A 19,956-nucleotide genomic window follows, 5' to 3' on the forward strand; every position below is an offset into this window, starting at 1 on the left:
AAATGAAAACTAAAAAAGTTATGGTATGTGTTACTCAACAAAAGACTTGTGAAAGACTTATAGAGGGTGGAAGTAATAAGGTTGATAAAGAAAATGATGAGTTATATGTTATTCATGTAGTAAATGAAAATGATACTTTTCTTTATGAGAACAATGATAGTAGAGCATTAGAATATCTTTTTAGAGTTTCAAAAGCTGTGGGAGCAGATTTAACTGTAATTAGATCAAAGGATGTAATTAAAGCAATAGTTGACTTTGCAAAGGATAAAAAAATAACAGATATTGTAATGGGAGAATCTCCATCTGGAAAAGAACAGGAAAATAGCATAGAAATAAACTTGAAGAATAAATTACCTAAATGTGATTTTTCAGTTATTTAAATAATTTTTATTCAGTTTTTTTAGAAAGGGTATATATATTATAAATTTAATAAAGGGATGAGGAAAATGAGTAAATTTATTTATAAATTAAGTATGATACCCAAATTTTTTAAAGATAGAGATGTATCTTTACCTAAAAAAGCATTAATTGTTCTTGCAGCAATGTATTTAATATTTCCGCTTGACATTATACCTGATCCTATTTTATTTTTAGGTTGGATAGATGATATTGTTATATTTTTATATACATATAGCAAATTATCAGATTATCTAGAAAAATATATACCTAAAAAGAAAAACGTGGTTAATTTTAAAAATAAAAATGTAGTAGAAGATGTAGAATATGATATAGAAGATAAATAATAAAAAATAGGCCTTTGGCCTATTTTTTATTATATATAGTAAATATATGAGGAATTTTGTTATGAATATTTTCAAAGTCTGCTTTAACTTCTGATATTTCCCAATTTTCTTTTTTGATTTCAGGAAAGAAAGTATCTGCTTTAAATTCTTTAAATAAATGAGTTATATATAAAGTATTTGCATATTTCGTAAATTGACTATAAATAGATTCTCCCCCACAGACAAATACTTTCTTATTCTTTAAATCTTGCCTTTTAAGCGTTTCAAATATATTGTCTATGCTGTTACATACTATTACATCTTTTAACTCGTTATGAGAGCTTTTATCTTTTCTAGTTAATACTATAGTTGTTCTATCTGGAAGAGGCCTTTTAGGTAATGACATATAGGTATTATATCCCATAATTAAAACATGTCCTTTAGTTACACTTTTAAAATATTTAAGGTCCTCAGGTATATGCGTTAATAGTTTATTTTTATAACCTATTCCAAAATTTTTATCTATTGCTACAATCATATTTATATTCATAATTATCTCCTTATATTGCAAGTTCAAAATTTAGTTGAGGCTTAATTGGATCATAATTTTGCATTTTAAAATCATTTATTGTAAATTCATAAAAATTTGTTTTATCTGTATCAAGTATTAATTTAGGTTGATTATCACTAGGAGTTCTATTTAAAAGTTTCTTTGCTTGTTCAATATGTCTATCATAAATATGAAGATTTTGAACTAAATGAGTAAATATACCAGGTTTATAGCCTGTAGATTTTGCAACCATCATTAATAGTGCTACATATTGAATTTTATTTATATGTCCAGCTACAAGGTAGTCGTTTGAACGCTGTACTAATGTCATATCTAAAAATTCACCTCTAACTGTCCAAAGAGTCATGAAAGCACAAGGGTGCAATCCTTTACTTTCTTCAAAATCACTATATTGATACAAGTCCATAATATGACGTCTACCATAAGGTTCATTTTTCAAACCATCAAGCAATTTATTCATAAGATCATATTTTTTAACAGTAGCACCATATCTCATCCCAATTGTTCCATCACCAACATTCCAATCATCCCACCAATGAATATTGTATTTTTCTTTTAGTGTAGAAAGTTCATTACTTTGATCTTGATATATCCATAATATTTCTTTTATACCACTCTTCCATGCTATAGGTCGAAGTGATATTATAGGAAATTCTCCCTTGGAAATATCATATTTTTCGTATGTTTGAGGTATAAATAATGTATGGCTTGGCGTACCATCCTCATAGTGAGGTCTTACTTTTTCATTCTCAGTACTATAACCATTTTCGAGTATTTCTTCTATATTTTCTCTAAATATTTTTTCTGCTTTTATCATAAAAACCCTCCAGTATTTTAGAATTAATTATAACATAAATATGGGTATAAAATAAATATAATATAAATGAGTAAAATATAATATAATATATAAGATCAAATTTAAAAGAGGGTTAAAAATGTATAATGTTAAAAGTCAGAGTCTAGATAGAGCATTTCAAGAATATGATAAGCTAATATCAGATTATCCAATTAAAATTTTTTGGGACATGATGAGTTGTGCAAATTTAAAATTGAATAGTAATATATTAGAAATAGGTTCTGGCACTGGTAAGGCTACTAAGAGATTATTAGATTTAAAATTTAATAATATAAATTGTATAGAGAGGGAATATGAATTAGCATCTTATATGGATAAAAAATTTAGAGGTAATATAAATATATATATATCTTCATTTGAAGAATGGCAAGGGCCAAATGAAAAATATGATATTATAATATGTGCAAATTCTTTTCAATATTTGAATAGAGACATAAGTATGACTAAAATACAAAGTATTTTGAAGAGACAAGGAACATTAGCTTTAATATGGACATCATGTCCTAGCTTTAATTATTCTAGGGATAAAATATTTGATGTAAAAAATGATATAGTAAATAATTATAAATTCTATGATGTGGAAACAAAAATTTATAATTGGCATAAGATATATACAGAAGAGGAATATATTAAGTTTTTAAACATGCAGAATTATTATTATTTACTAGAAGAAAAGAAGAAGCAAGAAATTTATTATAAAGTAATAGATAATATTAAAGAAAATAATACAATAAAAATAAATTATGAACTTGTATTATTATTATTAAAGAACAGAGAAAATGAATAGGATGAATTATTATGAATTATGTTTATATATTAAGATGTAGTGATAATACTTTATATACTGGATGGACAGTAGATATAAAAAATAGATTAAAAGTACATAATAGTGGAAAAGGGGCAAAATACACACGAGGAAGGTTGCCGGTGACATTAGAGTATTATGAAAAGTATAGTACCAAAAAAAAGGCAACAAAAAGGGAATATGAAATAAAGCAGTTTAAGAAAGATAAAAAGGAAAAACTAATAAAAGATTTTAAAGTTAAAAATCAAATAAGAGAGGGGTAATAATATGCCAGTAATAAAAGATTATTTTCCAGGTGGAAATACAGGGGACGGTTTCTTTTCATATTATGATTATATTATAGGAAAAGATGCTAATAGAATATTTTTAGTAAAAGGAGGGCCAGGAACTGGTAAATCTTCATTAATGAAGAATATAGGAAGAGAATTTTATAATAGAGGTTATGATTTAGAATATCATCATTGCTCTTCAGATAACAATAGTATAGATGCTGTAGTTATACCTAAAATAAAAGTAGCAATGATTGATGCAACTTCACCACATACAATTGCAGCAAAAAATCCTGGCGCAGTAGATGAAATAATAAATATGGGAGATTTTTGGGATACAAAAAAAATGGAAGATAATAAAAAGGAAATAATATCTGTAAACGAAAAAGTGAGTAATAGTTTTAAAAGAGGATATAAATATTTAAGAGCAGCTAAAAATATATTACAAAATGTTATTGATCTTAATTCTAGTTTTATGGACTTTGGAAAAATAAATTTAGAAACTAATCAATTTATTTCTGAATTGTTTATGGGTCAAACTTATTCTGATAAAAGAGGGAATGAAAGACATTTATTTGGAAGCTCTTATACACCAGAGGGATTTGTTAATTACACAGAATCAGTATTATCAAATGCTATAAATATTTATAGTATAAGTGGAGATCCAGGTACAGGAAAGACTACGTTATTTAAAAGAATTTATAAGTCTGCTATTGAAAGAGGATTAGATGTGGAAATTTTACACACTCCTTTAATTCCACAAAAAATAGAAACTATATATATAAAAGATATAAAAGTAGGTATAACTATAAATGGAAAATTTAAAGATAAGCAAAAAACATTAAATCTTAACGATTATAGAAATCAAAATCTTTATAGTATGTATAAAGAAATAATGGATGAGGATCAAAAAATGGCTAATATGTTAATTGACAAAGGGATAGATAATATTAGAAATGCAAAGTCTTTACATGATGAATTAGAGAAATATTATGTTGAAAATATTGATTTTGAAAAAGTAGATGAATTTAAAAATATATTAATAAATAGAATTTTACAATATACAAAATAAAAACCCATATGGGTTTTTATTTTGTATATATGATATTATATATATAACAAATTTGATTTTAATAGAGAATTTTTTATTTTAATTGCCAGTGGAACAGAAATTGCTATTTTTATCAGATCTGGTATTATAAATGGTAATATTGTGACTTTTATAGTGTCTATATAAGTCATATTTGATAATATGTAAAACTGGACAGATCCAAAAAGATATATTATAACTAGACCAATAAAAAAAGAGATACCATATTGAAATATTTTTTGTTTATTAGAATTGTGACTAGTTTTTTCTGTAATTAATCCTATAATAAAACTAGCAATAGGAAAACTCCAAATATATCCTCCAGTAAGGCCTAATAATATTTGTAATCCACCTGTACCTAAAGAAAATAATGGAATACCTACAGTTCCTAATAAAAGATATACTATTTGTGATAAGAACCCATATTTACTTCCTAAAATTGCTCCTGACAAAAATACAGCTAAAATTTGTAATGTAATTGGAACCCCTGATGGTAATGGTATTGATATTTGTGCACAAACAGCTGTTAATGCTACAAATAAGGAAATTAATGTTATATCTCTTGTTTTCATATATTACCTCCAAACATGTATTGTTAACTATCAAAACCTGCTAATGTTAACAATGTTATAATATAATAAAGTTTAATCATTGTCAACCAAATTTATCATATTAGTTAACGAAGATTTATTTAAGGAGTTGATTATAATCAAAGAAAATTTAAATTATATATTGTATTTAGATTCACCTATAGGAATTATAGAAATACAAGCTGATGATAAATATATTTTATCTGTGAATTTTGTTAAACAAATAAGATTTAAGGAAAAATATAATGAATTAAATTTAAAATGTAAAAGACAATTAGAAGAGTATCTTAAAGGAAATAGAAAAGAATTTTCTATTCCTATTAAAATACAAGGAACTAAATTTCAAGAAAAAGTTTGGAATGCATTACAAAATATTAATTATGGTGAAGTGTGTTCTTATGGAGATATAGCAAAAGATATTAACAATGAAAAAGCATATAGAGCAGTAGGAAATGCTAATAACAAAAATAATATTTCAATAATAATACCTTGTCATAGAGTTATAGGTAGTAATGGAAAATTAGTTGGATATGGTTCAGGTTTATGGAGAAAGCAATGGCTAATAGATCATGAGAGGAAGAATAAGAATGGGTAGAAAAACTAAACATTTAATAATTGTTTCATTTGATGGCTTATCAACTTTAGATTTTGATTATATAAATAAATTACCAAATTTTAAAGAGTTTATCCAGGACTCATCATATTGTAAAAATGTATATAGTGTTTATCCAAGTCTTACTTATCCTGCACATACTAGTATAGTTACAGGGAAATATCCTAATAATCATGGAGTAATAAACAATACTTTTTTACAATTAAATACAGCTTCTCCTGATTGGTATTGGCATAGAAAATCTATTAAGTCAGAAACATTTTATGATATAGCAATACAAAAAGGAATGAAAGTAGCTGCACTTTTATGGCCTGTAACTGCTAAATCAAAAATACAGTATAATATGCCTGAGATATTTGCAAATAGAAAATGGGAAAATCAAATAATAGTTTCTTTACTAAATGGGAGTCCAATTTATCAATTATCAATGAATTTTAAATATGGAAATATAAGAAAAGGCAAATCTCAACCTGAATTAGATAATTTTACAAGTAGTTGTTTAAATTATACATTAGAAAATAAGAAACCAGATGTTACAATGGTTCATTTTACTGATTTAGATACTATAAGACATAATTTTGGATTTTATTCTAAAGAAGCCAAAGATGCATTGAAAAGACATGATAATAGATTAGGAAAAATAATAAATACCCTTAAGAAATCAAATATGTATGATGAAAGTACCATTATTCTATTAGGAGATCATAGTAGTTTAAATGAAGATAAAATTATTTGTATTAATAAACTTTTTAAAGATAATGGACTTATTGAAGTTGATAATATTGGAAATATAAAAAGTTGGAAAGCAATACTTAAAAATTGTGATGGTTCTGCTTATATTTATATAAATAATGATGATAGTCAGGTAAAGGAAAAAGTATTAAATGTATTAAATAAGTTTAATGATAAATATAATTGTATTGAGGATATATTTTCATCAAGTCAGGCAAAAGAATTAGGTGCAGATGAAAATTGTAGTTTTATGCTTGAAGCAAAAGAAGGATATTATTTTCTAGACAATCATGACAGAAATGTAATAGAACACATAGATAAGAATGATGTAGGACAAGTTCCACATGTAACTTTATCAACACATGGATATTCACCTTTTAAAGAAAATTATACAACTGTATTTATGGCAAAAGGAAAAGGGATTAAGAAAAATATCATATTAGAAAATATGAATTTGATAGATTATGCAAACACTTTTTCCAAATTATTAGGGTTTAGGATGGAAAATATAGACGGAAGGACGTTAGATGAAATAATTAATTGATAGGGGGATTAAGATGAATAAAATGAATAAACTAGAAAAAAGTTGGATACTTTATGACTGGGCTAATTCTGCTTATACACTTACTGTAGTTTCTACAATCTTGCCTTTATTTTTTAAAATGATTTTAACAGATGCAGGAAAAACTCAATCAATGTCAACAGCATACTGGGGATATATTAATTCCTTAGCTACGTTTATAATTGCAATAATTGCACCTATACTGGGAACAATGGCAGATTATAGAGGATATAAAAAGATATTTTTTGTAAGCTTTGTATCTCTTGGTATATTTGCAACCTTAGGACTTTCTTTTGTTACTACTGGATTATGGCCTATATTATTAATATTTTATCTTATAAGTTCTGTAGGATTTGCAGGAGCAAATGTTTTTTATGATGCTTTTCTTACGGATGTTACTACTAAAGATAAAATGGATAAGGTTTCTACATATGGATTTGCACTTGGCTACATAGGAAGCACAATACCATTTATTATATCCCTTGCAATAGTTATACTTTCTCAGATGGAGATTATTTCTATGAGTATGTCTCTTGCATTTAAAATATCTTTTATAATAACTGCATTATGGTGGGGAGTATTTTCTTTACCTATGATAAAAAATGTAAAACAAGTTTATGGTATTAAAAGAGAAGATAAAGTAATGAAAAAAAGTTTTATAAGATTATATAATACTTTTAAAAACATAACAAAACATAAACAAGTATTTATATTTTTAGTTGCTTATTTTTTCTATATTGATGGTGTATCAACTATAATTAAAATGGCTACAAGTTATGGAGCAGATTTAGGTATAGGTATGACTACTCTCTTAATAGTTCTATTGGTCACTCAATTTGTAGCATTTCCTTTTGCAATTATTTATGGGAAATTAGCAGAACGATTTACTGCTAGAAAAATGATTATATTTGGCATAATAGTATATATATTTATTTGTATTTATGCATATTTTTTGGATAGTGCTTTTGATTTTTGGTTACTTGCTATACTTGTAGGAACATCTCAAGGAGGAGTTCAGGGATTAAGCAGATCTTATTTTGGAAAATTAGTACCAAAAGAAAATTCAAGTGAGTTTTTTGGTTTCTATAATATATTTGGAAAATTTGCAGCAATAATGGGGCCACTTCTTGTAGGGGGAGTAACACATATTACTGGACAAACAAATTATGGCGTATTTAGTATAATAGTATTATTTGTAATAGGATTATTAATATTTTTAAAAACGCCTGTTGAAAAAGAAATTTCAAAAACTAATGTTAAAAATTAATCGCAAAAATATCTGTAAATTCAAATAATTATATGATATGATGGAATATAATTATTTATTTAGGAGTGATATTTTGAATAGGGAAAAAGCTTTTGAATTATTAAAAGAATATGTTAAAGAAGATAGTCTTATAAAACATTCACTTGCAGTTGAATCAAGTATGATAGCTTATGCTAAACATTTTGATGAAGATGTAGAGAGATGGTCTATATCAGGATTACTGCATGATATTGATTTTGAAATGTATCCAGATGAGCATCCTTATAAAGGTATAGACATTTTAAGGAAAAAGGGAATAGATGAAGATATAATACATGCTATAAAGGGACATGGATCAAAAGAAGAAGAAAGAAATTCTCTTATGGCAAAAACATTATATGCTATAGATGAATTATCTAGCTTCGTGGTAGCATCAGCACTTGTAAGACCTACTAAATTTGAAGGTTTAAAACCTAAGTCTGTAAAAAAGAAATTAAAAACAAAATCCTTTGCTGCTGCGGTAGATAGAGATCAGATAAAAGAGAGTGCAGAAGATATAGAAATGGATTTTAATGAACATTTAAATATTGTAATAGAAGGTCTTAAAAGTAGAGAAAAGGAACTTAATAAACAAGGATTAAGTTTATTATAGTAAATAAATGGATAAACCATATGGTTTATCCATTTATTTATTTAAACAACACTTTTTATACTTTTTACCACTTCCACAAGGGCAAGGGTCGTTTCTACCAATTTTTTCTTCTTTTACTACTATAACTGTTTTATCATATTCTTTTTTAATCTCTTTTCTTTTTTCTTTAGATAAAACATCTTCCCATTGAGGTAATTTATAAAGCCATTTTGCTTTAGCATCATGCATATTATAAAATAATTTTTCAAAGTTAATATTGATTTCTATATTATTATTTTCTTCTAGTGAATCTAAATCTATCTCATTGTTTAAACTAGAATTTATACCATCAATAAATCCTGTAAGTATAACAGGTTCTACATCGAATTTTGATGCTAAATCTTTTATATTTCCTTTTACAATATTTTCTTTATTAGATAATATCGCTTCATAAATTTTTTGTTCTTGTGGAAGATACAATTTCCAAAATTCTTCATATTGTTCTGGCGTAGCATGTGATTCCACTAAATTTGTCCATTCTTTATATAAACTCATACACACTCTCCTTTAAATTGTATTGCAAGAATAATTATAACATAAAAAATAGATGATATGTATTATAACATAACAATTTACTAGAAAAATTATTATGTTATAATATAAAAAGAAAGGTAAGGTACATATGAGAAAAAAAAATAAAATAAAAAAAGTATCACCACTTGGAATACTTATTCGTTTAATTAGTTTTATATTTTTTGTATATAGTATATATAAATTTGATAATAAGAAATTGTTTGAAAGTGTTTATTTTATTTACATAATTATATATACAATTTGGATTACTTATATAATGCTTAGAGTTATAAGAAACTGCTTTAAATTAAATTCAAAAGTTAGATTTAAGGTGATTATAATATTAATTTTCATTATGAGTTTAATATTACTCGTTAATGGAATTTTCAGTTATATGTTTTCCATAAATAATAGTATTAAAAATTATATATATTCATTATTTTTAGTATTATTTAATGCATCTATATTATCAATAGAATATTCTTATTTTATTTTAAGCTATAAAGATATTAATAAAAATATAAATAATAAAAACTAGGAGGGGTTTTATGGAAAAAAGTTTTTTTATACAAAATAGAAAGAAATTAGTAGAAAATTTAGAGAATAATTCTTTAGTAATATTATTTTCAGGTAATCCACCTCATAAAAGCGCAGATGAAGATTATGAGTTTTTACCTAATATGAATTTTTATTATAATACAGGACTTAAAAGAGAGAAATTTATATTAGTAGTTTTAAAAACAAATGATAAAATAGTTGAAAGAATTTATATAGAAAAACCTAATCCACAGCTAGAAAAATGGGTTGGTAAAAAACTTAGAAAAGATGAAGTTAAAAGCATAAGTGGGATAGAAAAAGTAATTTATTTAGAAGAATTTAAATCTAATTTAAATTCAATTTTAAACACTAAAAATATTGAAAATGTATATCTTGATTTAGAAAAATCTAATTGGGATGATGATTTTAAAAAGTCTCATTTGTTTGCAAGAGATTTAAATGAAAAATATCCGCAAATAAATATTAAAAACATTTATAATAAAATAAGTGATATGAGAATAATAAAAAGTGAAGAAGAAATAAAAAATATTAAAAAAGCTATATCTATAACTAAAGAAGGAATAGAAAGTTTAATGAAAAACTCTAAACCTGGATTATATGAATATCAATTGGAAGCTTTTTTTGATTTTAGTATAAAGTATAATGGGGCTAAAGATTATGCATTTAAAACTATAGCAGCTTCAGGTAAAAATGCAACAATATTACATTATGAAGAAAATGATCAAATTCTTAAGGAAAGTGACTTAATATTATTTGATTTAGGATCAAAATGGAATTATTATAGTTCAGATATTTCAAGAACATTCCCTATAAATGGAAAATTTTCTAAAAGACAGAGAGAAGTTTACGAAGCAGTATTAGAGGCGGAGATAAAAACAATAGAAAAAGTTAAACCAGGAATTACTTTAAAAGAACTTAATGATTATACTAAAAGTATATTAATAGAAAAAGCTAAAAAATTAAACATATTGAAAAATGATGACGAGATAACAAAGTATTATTTTCATGGAGTATCACATCATATGGGATTAGATACTCATGATGTAGGGGATAGAGAAAGAAAATTAGAAAAAGGAATGGTTATAACAGTTGAACCAGGATTATATATTGAAGATGAAAATATAGGTATAAGAATAGAAGATGATGTTTTAGTTACAGAGGATGGATGTATAAATTTATCTAAAGATATAATAAAAACTGTAGATGAGATAGAAGAGTTTATGATAAATAGATAGGTATGAATACCTATCTATTTATTTCTTCTTTTATTAAATTTAAACCAGTAGTAACTATTGATTGTGCTTTATTAGGTTCGTTACATCCACCTTGGTATATATTTTCATTTCCACCACCATTACCATTAATTGAATAAAGTAACTTATCAAAAATATTTTTAATATCTATATTTAAGTTGGAAGATTTTGCTATAATAAACTGAGATTTATTATTTTGATTTATACCTATTATCATTACATAATTATTGTAACAAGAGATATTATTAATAATTTTTCTTGTTTCATTTAAATCAAATTCATCTATAGCATCAGATATTATTTTTATATTTTTATATTTGATTGAATTATTTTTTAACCAAATAGTCTTATAATCAATTAATTTAGACTTTAAAATTGTATTAGATTTTTTATAGTCTTCTAACTCTGATTTAATTTTATTTATTGACTCTAAAGTTTCATTAATATTTATACTAAGATCATTTTTAAGTTTAGTAATTATATTATTTTTAAAATTATAATCTTCTAATGCTTTTACACCACATACAAATTCAACTCTATAATTTTCTTTAATTTTATACCAATTTATTAGTTTTATAAGACCTACTTCGCCTGTTCTTCTATGATGTGTTCCACCACAAGCACAAAAATCTAAGTTATTAATTTCTACTATTCTAATATCTTTTTCTTTTTTGGGAGTTCCTCTCAAAGGTATTTTTGAGAGGTTTTTATGATTACTAATATAACAATAAATTTCAAAATTAGAAAATACAATTCTATTAGAATAAGATTCTATTTTATCTATAATATTTTGATTTAGAAAATTAGCTTTCATATCTATATAATTAAAATCTTTAGTCATATGAAAACTTATTGTTTCAAAATCAAGTAGCTTTGAGAAGGCATTGGAGACTATATGCTGGCCTGTATGTTGTTGCATATTTTGAAATCTTATATCCCAGTTAATACATAATTCAACAATTTCGTTTTTAGGTAAATCACTTAAAACATGTATTATATCATCATTCTTTTCGTAAACATCTAAAACTTCAATTCCATCAATACTACCTTTATCACCTAATTGTCCTCCAGACATATTGGGATAAAATATTGTTCTATTTAATATTACATAAAATTTATTATTTTTAAATTTATTTTCCACTATTTTAGCATTCAATTTCATCAAATAAGGATTTTCTAAATAAACTTTTTCCGTCATCATTAACACCTCTTTAAAGTTTCACAGTTTTTATATTAGTTTAATACCCTGATTTTATCTAAACTTTCATGTCGTATATTTCCTTTTTGATCAATTATTTTATAAGTTACTTCTTGATTATCTAAGTAATAATCTATATTTTGATTTGAAATAGAAACAATACCTATTAATTCTCCAGAGTCAACTAATATTCCTCTATTTTGAATAAAATAATTTAAATCTTTATCCCAAAAATAATTTAAATTAAATTTTTTTGATTTATATTCATCGAAATTACTTGGTATAGAAGTGGAGGATTCTTCACTAACATAGAGTTTTAATTCTTTATTATCTTTAATTTTTATATTATCTTTATCTTCTATAATATCTATAATATTATTTTCCGTTAATTTGAACCATTTTGGATTTTTTATATCTTCTTTTTTCCATCCTTCATAAAAATATGATTCATATATCTTGCTATCTTCAAAAACTTTATTAAAACTTTCTTCTTTATAATATATCACAAGTTTTTCATCATAAAAATACCCGCCAAGTTTTTCATCAATTGTTTCTTCTACAGCTAAGAAAAATTCATCATTAACTTCATAGGTACTTATATAATCAATATAAGATAAATCTTTAATAAAATTATTTAAAACATAATTACTATTTTCCTTTGTGTAAATTGCTATTAATCCAGTATCTTTAGATAAATTTAAACCAATTATAATATCTATATCTGGATTATTTTCAAGATCCGTTGGGAATATTAATATATCCATATATTCTTTATATTCCATCCAATTTTCAAATCCTAAATCATAAAGAACTATTTCTTTTATTTTATCTATAGAGTTTGCTTTTTTATTTATATCATCAGAAAAATAGTCATCTATAATACCTTCCGTTAAAATAAAATTATCAGATTTAGAATTTGTACTAGGCATAACCTTGTAACTTAAAAATAAAATTAAAACTATTATTATAAAAAATGATATAATAAAAAACATAGAATTAGAAGTTTTCATTTATATTATCTCCTTTAATAAAATTGACAACACCTAAACTTAAGGTTATAATTAAATTTAGAATAACTTTTGCAAAATTCACATTTTTATGACTTATCTAATTTCTCTTACTACTAATAGTATTAAAATTAAAACTTTTTTATGAGTAAAGAAATCTAAATTATTCTTACAACTGGTAATAAAATTATATATTAATTGAATAAATTGCTAGAGTTGTAGATTATCATATAAATTCACAATAGGAGGAATGTTATGAAAGAACAGAAATTAAAAAGGAAAGCATCTTTAGAAAGGGCTGAAGTTTTACGTAAATCAATCGATGATTACTTAAAAATCAGAGATTCTATACCAAAAGGACTTGAGTTAGAAGAGGAATATAATGAAAATAAAAAGCATATTTTAGAAGTTCTAAATGCTAATGAAGAAGATTGGAACGACTATAAATGGCAATTGAAAAATAGAGTTTCTGATATAGAAACATTAAATAAATTAATAGAATTATCTGATGTGGAAAAGAGCTCAATAGAAAAAGTAGGTAAAAAATATAGATGGGCAATTTCTCCATATTATATAAGCTTAATGCATAAAAATGATAAATATGACCCAATTAGAATGTTATCGATACCATCTATAATTGAAATAGTAGATGAGGTAGGAGATAATGATCCTATGGGAGAAGAATATACAAACCCTGCTGGAAGTATTACAAGAAGATATCCTGATAGATTAATAATAAATGTTACAAATGAATGTGCTATGTACTGTAGACATTGTCAAAGGAGAAGAAATATAGGTCAAGTTGACAATCATACTAATACTGAGTCAATAAATGAATCTATTAATTATATTAAAAATAATCCTGAAATAAGAGATGTTCTAATAACTGGAGGAGATCCCCTTACTTTATCAGACGATAGGTTAGAATGGATACTCAAAAGTCTTAAAGAAATACCTCATGTTGAATATATAAGAATAGGATCAAGAACACTTGTTACTATGCCGCAACGAATTACTGATAACCTAGTTGATATGTTAAAAAAATATCACCCAATATATATAAACTCTCATTTTAATCATCCTAAAGAAATAACAAGAGAATCCAAGGAAGCTTGTGAAAAATTAGCAAATGCAGGGATACCATTAGGAAATCAAGCAGTATTACTAAATGGAATAAATAACGATAAATATATAATGAGATCATTAAATCATGAATTACTTAAGATAAGGGTTAAACCATATTATATATTTCATGCTAAACATGTAAAGGGAACTACTCATTTCAATACTTCTGTAGACGATGGAATAGAAATAATGGAATACCTAAGAGGTTATACATCTGGAATGGCAATACCTACTTATATAATTAATGCTCCTAAAGGTCAAGGTAAGACACCAATATTACCAGAATATTTAATTTCAAGGGGAAAAGATTATATAATGATTAGAACTTGGGAAGGTAAAGTTTTGAAGTATGAAAATCATCCTACTTTAGATATAAAGAAAGTTTATTAGAAGTATAATAATATATAATTTGTCAATAATCCTTTATAAAAGGAGGTTAGTGTTTTGAACAATAACGAAGCATTACTATCAGATTTAAGAGAGTTTATTGATTTTTTTATAATGAAATACAAGTATGAAAATATAGGTATAATAAGAAAAATCAGGGCTAAAAGTGGGCTAAACAAGGATATAAGTGAAGAAAGATGGTATGAGTTATTTATATCAAAATCTGCTATAAATCATTGCCTTAAAATTCTTTTAATAAAAATATTTGAAGACAAAAACAAAGTGCTACCTAAGTTAAATACAGAAGGATTTAAGCATTGGTCTAAAATGGTTGTAGATATAGAAAATCAATATAACAATATATATAAGATGGCCTTAAAAGATATTCTTACAATATCAGAGCTTAGAAAGGCATTCAAAAAAAGTGATTATGATGTATACGTTATTGATAATGAACTAGCAAGTTATATCATAAATAAATTATTGAAGTATGATTTTGATAAAATAACGGTTCAAGATGTTTATAGAATAATTCAAATATTATATAATGAACATGGAGAATTAAAATACTTTTATAAACCTTCACCTGCAGTTGATTTTATAAATGAATTAATCGAAAAAAAAGAAATCCTAATTTAATAGGATTTTTTTTAATACTCGTCTAATTCATCTAAATCAACATCTTCAGGAATTTCTTCATCTTCTTCTATAGCTATGGGAACTGCTAAATCTTCATAAGGAATTTCTTCATCTTCTTCTAAGTCATAAAAATCAGGAAAATATTCTTCTCTAAATGCTTCATCGAATTCGCCATTTTGTATTTCTTCGATTTTTTGACTTATAAATTCAGCACTTTGATTTAGATCTTCACCTTCTAAAATCTCAACTAGTTCTTCAGTTACCTCTATAATAATACCTACAAGGTTTTTATCTTCTTTATTTGTTGACTTAATTTCTTTGTCTGAAATTAAATTACTTATAATATCTAGAGAATGTTCACTATCTTCTAGCTCACTATAATAAATATCATCATATAATTTATTTAGCCAATCAATTTGAACTCTATTTTTCTCCATATTTTCATCTCCTAACAATTATAATTATAGTATATATCATAGATAAATAATTGAATATTATATTAATATTTATAACCATAATATATAAAATTATATATTAATTATTTTAAAAATAATATATATGTTTTAAACTATGATAAAATAATAATTAATATTCTATATAATATAAAAAAGAGGTGAAATATATTGAAGTTTGAATATAAAGTAGAAAATATTAGATTACATGGTATGACTTCTATGGTTCTTACTAAGGAACATGAAAAGAAGTTAAATGAATTAGGAGAAGAAGGTTGGGAGATGGTAGGTTTTACTTCTTCAGCAAGTGGAAGAAATATAGCAGCAGTTTTTAAAAGAGCTAGAAACTAAAAAGGTAATTTACTGGAGGAATGGAAATTGGAAATTCAGATAATAAAAGAGATGACAGATAACATTAAAAAAAATGTTCAAAAAGTAATAGTAGGAAAAGATGAAATAATAGAAAATATTATTATATCTATATTATGTGGAGGACATATATTGTTAGAAGATGTACCAGGGCTTGGTAAAACATTACTTGCAAGAACTATTGCAAAGTCAATTGATAGTAATTTTTCAAGAATACAATTTACTCCTGATTTATTGCCATCTGATATTACTGGCATAAATTATTTTAATCAAAAGGTAAGTGAATTTATGTTTAAAAAAGGTCCGCTTATGAACAATTTAGTTCTTGCTGATGAAATTAATAGGGCAACACCTAGAACTCAATCTAGTTTACTTGAAGCTATGGAAGAAAATCAATTAACAATTGATGGAGAAACACATTTGTTAGGACAACCCTTTTTTGTTATAGCAACACAAAATCCAGTAGAAAATTCAGGTACTTATCCATTACCTGAAGCACAATTAGATAGATTTTTCATGAAATTATCCATGGGTTATCCTAATTTTGAGGAAGAGTTTAAAATACTTAAAAGATTTAAAAGTAAAAGTCCTTTTACTGATATAAAAGCAGTTGTTGATTCACAAGATATATTAAAAGCCAGAAAGTTATTTGAAAAAGTAGAAGTAGATGATGATTTAATTAATTATATATTAGAACTAGTTAGAAATACGAGAAATCATGATGATATAAAGCTTGGAATAAGTCCAAGGGGAGCTCAAGCACTTTTTAAAGGTTCACAGGCAAGAGCTGCAATACAGGGAAGGGATTTTGTAATTCCAGATGATATTAAAAAAATTATAAAGGAAGTATTTAGACATAGAATTATTGTGCAAGGAAAATCTAGATTTTCTAATATTAATACAGATAATATAATTGAAGAAATAGTGAAAAATACTAAAGTACCTTCAGAAAAAATAGGTTCTTAGGTGTTAAACATGAATATTTTTATATCTATTTTAATTTTTATAATTATTTTAATTATATTCAGTAGAGTATGGGAAAATATATCTATAAAAAATGTAAAATATACTAGGTTTACAAATAAAAATATAGTATTCCCAGAAGAAGAGATAATGATTACTACCATAATAAGCAATTATAAATTAATACCTTTACCTTGGATAGAAATTTATTCTGAATTACCAGAACCAGTAAAGTATATTGATCAAAATTATAGCTATAAAAAGAGTATAAATACAAATATCTATAGAGTAATAACATCTTTACTTCCTTATCAAAAAGTTACTAGAAGAAATAAATTTTATATAAGTAAAAGGGGATATTATAATATTAATAATCTAAAGGTTACTATTGGGGATTTTATCGGAATTTCTAAAGGAATAATAAATATAAATTCACCTTTAAAAATTATAGTTTATCCTAAAATAAAAGATATTAATGATTTAATTGTAGAAGAAAATGAGCCACAAGGAGAAATTTCTGTTAGAAGATTTATAATATCAGACCCTTTGGCTATAAAAGGAGTTCGAGAATATAATTTAAATGACAGTTTTAATATAATTGATTGGAAAGCTACCGCAAAATCAAATGATTTATATGTTAAAGATTTTGACTTTACATCAGAAAGTTCCATAAAAATAATACTTAATATACAATGTAATGAAAAACCTTGGATAGATATTGATGAAGATTCAATAGAGAAAGGCATAGATATATCTGCAGCAATAATGAATAACTGCATAGAGTCAAATATTCCAGTAGGCTTTTCTACAAATTCCATATTACAAACTGATAATTTATTAGGAGAAAATATAGTTTCAATACCACCAGAAGCAAATTTCGGTATTGGGGAAGAGATATTAGATACACTAGCAAAAATGTCTATGATGTCAAAGATAAAATTAGAAAATTTAGTTTTTGAAATATTAAACACCTATGGGAAAAATACTACATTTATATTGATAACTCCTTTTTTAGATAAAAATACTATACAATTTATTAATGAGTATATATATTTAGGATACAATATAAAACTCATATTCCTTAGAAATATTTCAAATAGAAATTTATTAGATTCAAATGTGGAAATATTTAATCTAAAGGAGATGCAATATGATTTATAAAATTATTTTTGAAGGATTAAGATATTTGATTTTAATAATTACAATAGTAGGCATGGTAACAGATAATATTTATTTTAATAGAATCGTACTATTTATATTTTCATTATTTATAACAAGTTATTTAATATCTAAGTTAATTAGTACAAAAAAGGATTTAAAAATTTTTTTATCAAAAGCAATAGTTTTAATTGGGATTATTACTTCTATGGTACTTTCATACTATAGTTCTCGAACAAATATGTTATTTATATTATTTACTATTATTTATTTGTTAATTTGGATAAAAGGTATTAAATTAAAAAATCAAATATATTACAATAAAGATATCTTTCAAAAATTCATACTAACTCTAATTATAGGATTACTATTTTCCTTAGATATATTAATAGGAAATACTAGATGGTATGTAAATGATATAATTCCATATATATTAATTTTCATAATTATTTCATTTATATTTAGTATTAGAGTAAATTTATATAATGCTTATGCAAGTGATAACCATATAAATAAAAGCAAGAATTTAAAAATATTTAATGTTATTTCAAATATATTTATAATAATGATTATAGGTAGTATAATATATTTTTCTTTTGAAGGCTATAATATAAAATTAATAAATTCAAATTCAGACAAAATAATAGATGTATTATTAGCACCACTCATTTTTATAGTTTCAATAATATATAATTTTTTATCAAAAATAATATCAAAAATTAATCCGGAATTAAAAACTAATGATTCAACATTAGAGCTTACTAATAATAATGAAAATTTGTTAGAAGTACAAAATCAAAATGAAACTATGGAATTAGCATTTAATTATTTAGGATGGGCTTTGGTAATTGGTATAATAATTGTTTTGGCTTATATCTTGTATAGAATGTCAAAAAATATAGAAAATAATAAAAAAGATAATGAAAATATTATATTAGAAGAAAAAGAATTTATATTTGATAGACATAATATAGTTAACAACTTCAAAAATAAATTTATAAGAAGTAAAGCAGGTCAAATTAAAAATGAAAACCTTCATAAAGTAAGATTGATTTTCATACAGATATCACAAATAATGCTTAAACAAGGATATAACTATAGAAAAGAATTTACTCCTAGAGAGTTTATATTACAGAATAAAGAAGATGAGGGGAAAGCAAAAAAATTTATAGAAGAATATGAAAAAGTTAGATATGGGAATAAGGATATTGATGAAGAAGATATGAAAAAAATATATGAATATAAAGATGTTATGGATAAAAAATAGGTTGAATTTAGCCTGTTTTTTATTTTTTTAAAAAAATTTTTATAAATTTAAATGTATATTTATTTTTATAATGAAAATTGGATACAATAATAATGATACCGATTGCAGTCTTATTATTAGCTACTTTATTTATACATATGACAATATTGAAATAGCTATGTATATTTATACAAATATCACATATATAATCACTTTTTATAATTTGACATTAAAAAATCTTGATATTATAATTTAAATATATTCATTCAATGAATAATTATTAATAAAAATATTAATAATTATCTTATTTTTGTTTAAAACTATATTAGAGGGTATTAAAT

24 protein-coding genes are annotated in these 19,956 nt (G+C 24.2%); 17 read left to right on the forward strand and 7 right to left on the reverse strand.

The features are described from left to right. Window positions 1–2 precede the first annotated feature (2 nt). Together E0D94_RS07055 and E0D94_RS07060 are read left to right on the forward strand one after the other, a co-directional pair. Window positions 3–380, forward strand: a complete 378-nt coding sequence (locus E0D94_RS07055; RefSeq protein ID WP_130806577.1) for a universal stress protein — start codon at window positions 3–5, stop codon at window positions 378–380. 66 nt (window positions 381–446) lie between these two features. Continuing rightward, complete coding sequence (locus tag E0D94_RS07060) at window positions 447–743, forward strand: YkvA family protein (RefSeq protein WP_207289661.1); 297 nt, start codon at window positions 447–449, stop codon at window positions 741–743. A 19-nt stretch (window positions 744–762) separates the two neighbouring features. On the opposite strand, the gene E0D94_RS07065 is transcribed toward E0D94_RS07060, so the two are convergent. Then, window positions 763–1,272 (reverse strand): dihydrofolate reductase, encoded by a 510-nt coding sequence (locus E0D94_RS07065; protein WP_130806579.1) that lies wholly within the window; start codon window positions 1,270–1,272, stop codon window positions 763–765. A 10-nt stretch (window positions 1,273–1,282) separates the two neighbouring features. Further along, window positions 1,283–2,110 carry a thymidylate synthase gene (locus E0D94_RS07070; RefSeq protein WP_130806580.1) on the reverse strand — a complete coding sequence of 276 codons (828 nt, stop codon included), beginning with the start codon at window positions 2,108–2,110 and terminating at the stop codon, window positions 1,283–1,285. 118 nt (window positions 2,111–2,228) lie between these two features. On the opposite strand from E0D94_RS07070, the gene E0D94_RS07075 reads away from it, so the two are divergent. The 3 genes from E0D94_RS07075 to E0D94_RS07085 are packed head-to-tail and all read left to right on the forward strand — an operon-like array spanning window position 2,229 to window position 4,295. Continuing rightward, the gene (locus tag E0D94_RS07075) at window positions 2,229–2,936 is read left to right on the forward strand and encodes a class I SAM-dependent methyltransferase (RefSeq protein WP_130806581.1); all 708 of its coding nucleotides are present in this window, start codon (window positions 2,229–2,231) and stop codon (window positions 2,934–2,936) included. A gap of 11 nt (window positions 2,937–2,947) precedes the next feature. Beyond that, entirely contained in the window at window positions 2,948–3,217 is a 270-nt protein-coding gene (locus E0D94_RS07080) for a GIY-YIG nuclease family protein (protein WP_130806582.1), read from the forward strand. Between the two features lie 4 nt (window positions 3,218–3,221). Beyond that, on the forward strand, window positions 3,222–4,295 hold the full coding sequence (locus E0D94_RS07085) for a PRK06851 family protein (RefSeq protein ID WP_130806583.1): 1,074 nt from the start codon (window positions 3,222–3,224) through the stop codon (window positions 4,293–4,295). 35 nt (window positions 4,296–4,330) lie between these two features. Here E0D94_RS07085 and E0D94_RS07090 read toward each other — a convergent pair whose 3' ends face one another. Further along, entirely contained in the window at window positions 4,331–4,885 is a 555-nt protein-coding gene (locus E0D94_RS07090) for a biotin transporter BioY (protein WP_130806584.1), read from the reverse strand. A 136-nt stretch (window positions 4,886–5,021) separates the two neighbouring features. Between E0D94_RS07090 and E0D94_RS07095 the strand changes: the two genes are divergently transcribed. From E0D94_RS07095 to E0D94_RS07110, 4 genes are all read left to right on the forward strand, one after another. Beyond that, the gene (locus tag E0D94_RS07095; protein WP_207289727.1) at window positions 5,022–5,498 is read left to right on the forward strand and encodes a methylated-DNA--[protein]-cysteine S-methyltransferase; all 477 of its coding nucleotides are present in this window, start codon (window positions 5,022–5,024) and stop codon (window positions 5,496–5,498) included. Then, on the forward strand, window positions 5,491–6,792 hold the full coding sequence (locus E0D94_RS07100) for an alkaline phosphatase family protein (RefSeq protein WP_130806585.1): 1,302 nt from the start codon (window positions 5,491–5,493) through the stop codon (window positions 6,790–6,792). The genes E0D94_RS07095 and E0D94_RS07100 overlap by 8 nt, the downstream gene beginning before the upstream one ends. 13 nt (window positions 6,793–6,805) lie before the next feature. Continuing rightward, entirely contained in the window at window positions 6,806–8,077 is a 1,272-nt protein-coding gene (locus E0D94_RS07105; RefSeq protein ID WP_130806586.1) for an MFS transporter, read from the forward strand. Window positions 8,078–8,150: 73 nt separating this feature from the next. Beyond that, window positions 8,151–8,708 (forward strand): HD domain-containing protein, encoded by a 558-nt coding sequence (locus E0D94_RS07110; RefSeq protein WP_207289663.1) that lies wholly within the window; start codon window positions 8,151–8,153, stop codon window positions 8,706–8,708. 33 nt (window positions 8,709–8,741) lie between these two features. Here the strand turns inward: E0D94_RS07110 and E0D94_RS07115 are convergent, their stop codons facing one another. Then, window positions 8,742–9,242 (reverse strand): SEC-C metal-binding domain-containing protein, encoded by a 501-nt coding sequence (locus E0D94_RS07115; protein WP_130806588.1) that lies wholly within the window; start codon window positions 9,240–9,242, stop codon window positions 8,742–8,744. Between the two features lie 127 nt (window positions 9,243–9,369). Between E0D94_RS07115 and E0D94_RS07120 the strand changes: the two genes are divergently transcribed. Next, the gene (locus tag E0D94_RS07120) at window positions 9,370–9,798 is read left to right on the forward strand and encodes a hypothetical protein (RefSeq protein ID WP_130806589.1); all 429 of its coding nucleotides are present in this window, start codon (window positions 9,370–9,372) and stop codon (window positions 9,796–9,798) included. A gap of 10 nt (window positions 9,799–9,808) precedes the next feature. Beyond that, window positions 9,809–11,053, forward strand: coding sequence for an aminopeptidase P family protein (locus E0D94_RS07125; RefSeq protein WP_130806590.1), 1,245 nt, complete (start codon window positions 9,809–9,811; stop codon window positions 11,051–11,053). 10 nt (window positions 11,054–11,063) lie between these two features. Here E0D94_RS07125 and E0D94_RS07130 read toward each other — a convergent pair whose 3' ends face one another. Both E0D94_RS07130 and E0D94_RS07135 read right to left on the reverse strand, forming a co-directional pair. Next, window positions 11,064–12,269, reverse strand: coding sequence for an alanyl-tRNA editing protein (locus tag E0D94_RS07130; RefSeq protein WP_165442899.1), 1,206 nt, complete (start codon window positions 12,267–12,269; stop codon window positions 11,064–11,066). A gap of 35 nt (window positions 12,270–12,304) precedes the next feature. Next, entirely contained in the window at window positions 12,305–13,279 is a 975-nt protein-coding gene (locus E0D94_RS07135) for a hypothetical protein (protein WP_130806592.1), read from the reverse strand. A gap of 252 nt (window positions 13,280–13,531) precedes the next feature. Between E0D94_RS07135 and eam the strand changes: the two genes are divergently transcribed. Continuing rightward, window positions 13,532–14,791 carry a glutamate 2,3-aminomutase gene (gene eam / locus E0D94_RS07140; RefSeq protein WP_130806593.1) on the forward strand — a complete coding sequence of 420 codons (1,260 nt, stop codon included), beginning with the start codon at window positions 13,532–13,534 and terminating at the stop codon, window positions 14,789–14,791. 54 nt (window positions 14,792–14,845) lie between these two features. Beyond that, on the forward strand, window positions 14,846–15,427 hold the full coding sequence (locus tag E0D94_RS07145) for a hypothetical protein (RefSeq protein WP_130806594.1): 582 nt from the start codon (window positions 14,846–14,848) through the stop codon (window positions 15,425–15,427). Between the two features lie 11 nt (window positions 15,428–15,438). Here the strand turns inward: E0D94_RS07145 and E0D94_RS07150 are convergent, their stop codons facing one another. After that, the gene (locus tag E0D94_RS07150; RefSeq protein WP_130806595.1) at window positions 15,439–15,864 is read right to left on the reverse strand and encodes a hypothetical protein; all 426 of its coding nucleotides are present in this window, start codon (window positions 15,862–15,864) and stop codon (window positions 15,439–15,441) included. A 186-nt stretch (window positions 15,865–16,050) separates the two neighbouring features. Here E0D94_RS07150 and E0D94_RS07155 point away from each other — a divergent pair, with 186 nt between their 5' ends. From E0D94_RS07155 to E0D94_RS07170, 4 genes are read left to right on the forward strand one after another with little or no spacing between them, the layout of a single operon-like run. Further along, entirely contained in the window at window positions 16,051–16,230 is a 180-nt protein-coding gene (locus E0D94_RS07155; protein WP_130806596.1) for a DUF4177 domain-containing protein, read from the forward strand. Between the two features lie 27 nt (window positions 16,231–16,257). Then, on the forward strand, window positions 16,258–17,214 hold the full coding sequence (locus E0D94_RS07160; protein WP_242620495.1) for an AAA family ATPase: 957 nt from the start codon (window positions 16,258–16,260) through the stop codon (window positions 17,212–17,214). Between the two features lie 9 nt (window positions 17,215–17,223). Continuing rightward, on the forward strand, window positions 17,224–18,372 hold the full coding sequence (locus tag E0D94_RS07165; RefSeq protein ID WP_130806597.1) for a DUF58 domain-containing protein: 1,149 nt from the start codon (window positions 17,224–17,226) through the stop codon (window positions 18,370–18,372). Continuing rightward, on the forward strand, window positions 18,362–19,636 hold the full coding sequence (locus E0D94_RS07170; RefSeq protein WP_130806598.1) for a hypothetical protein: 1,275 nt from the start codon (window positions 18,362–18,364) through the stop codon (window positions 19,634–19,636). The genes E0D94_RS07165 and E0D94_RS07170 overlap by 11 nt, the downstream gene beginning before the upstream one ends. The last annotated feature ends 320 nt before the right edge of the window (window positions 19,637–19,956 follow it).

This window comes from Senegalia massiliensis, from assembly GCF_900626135.1.
Lineage (GTDB): Bacteria > Bacillota > Clostridia > Tissierellales > SIT17 > Anaeromonas > Anaeromonas massiliensis.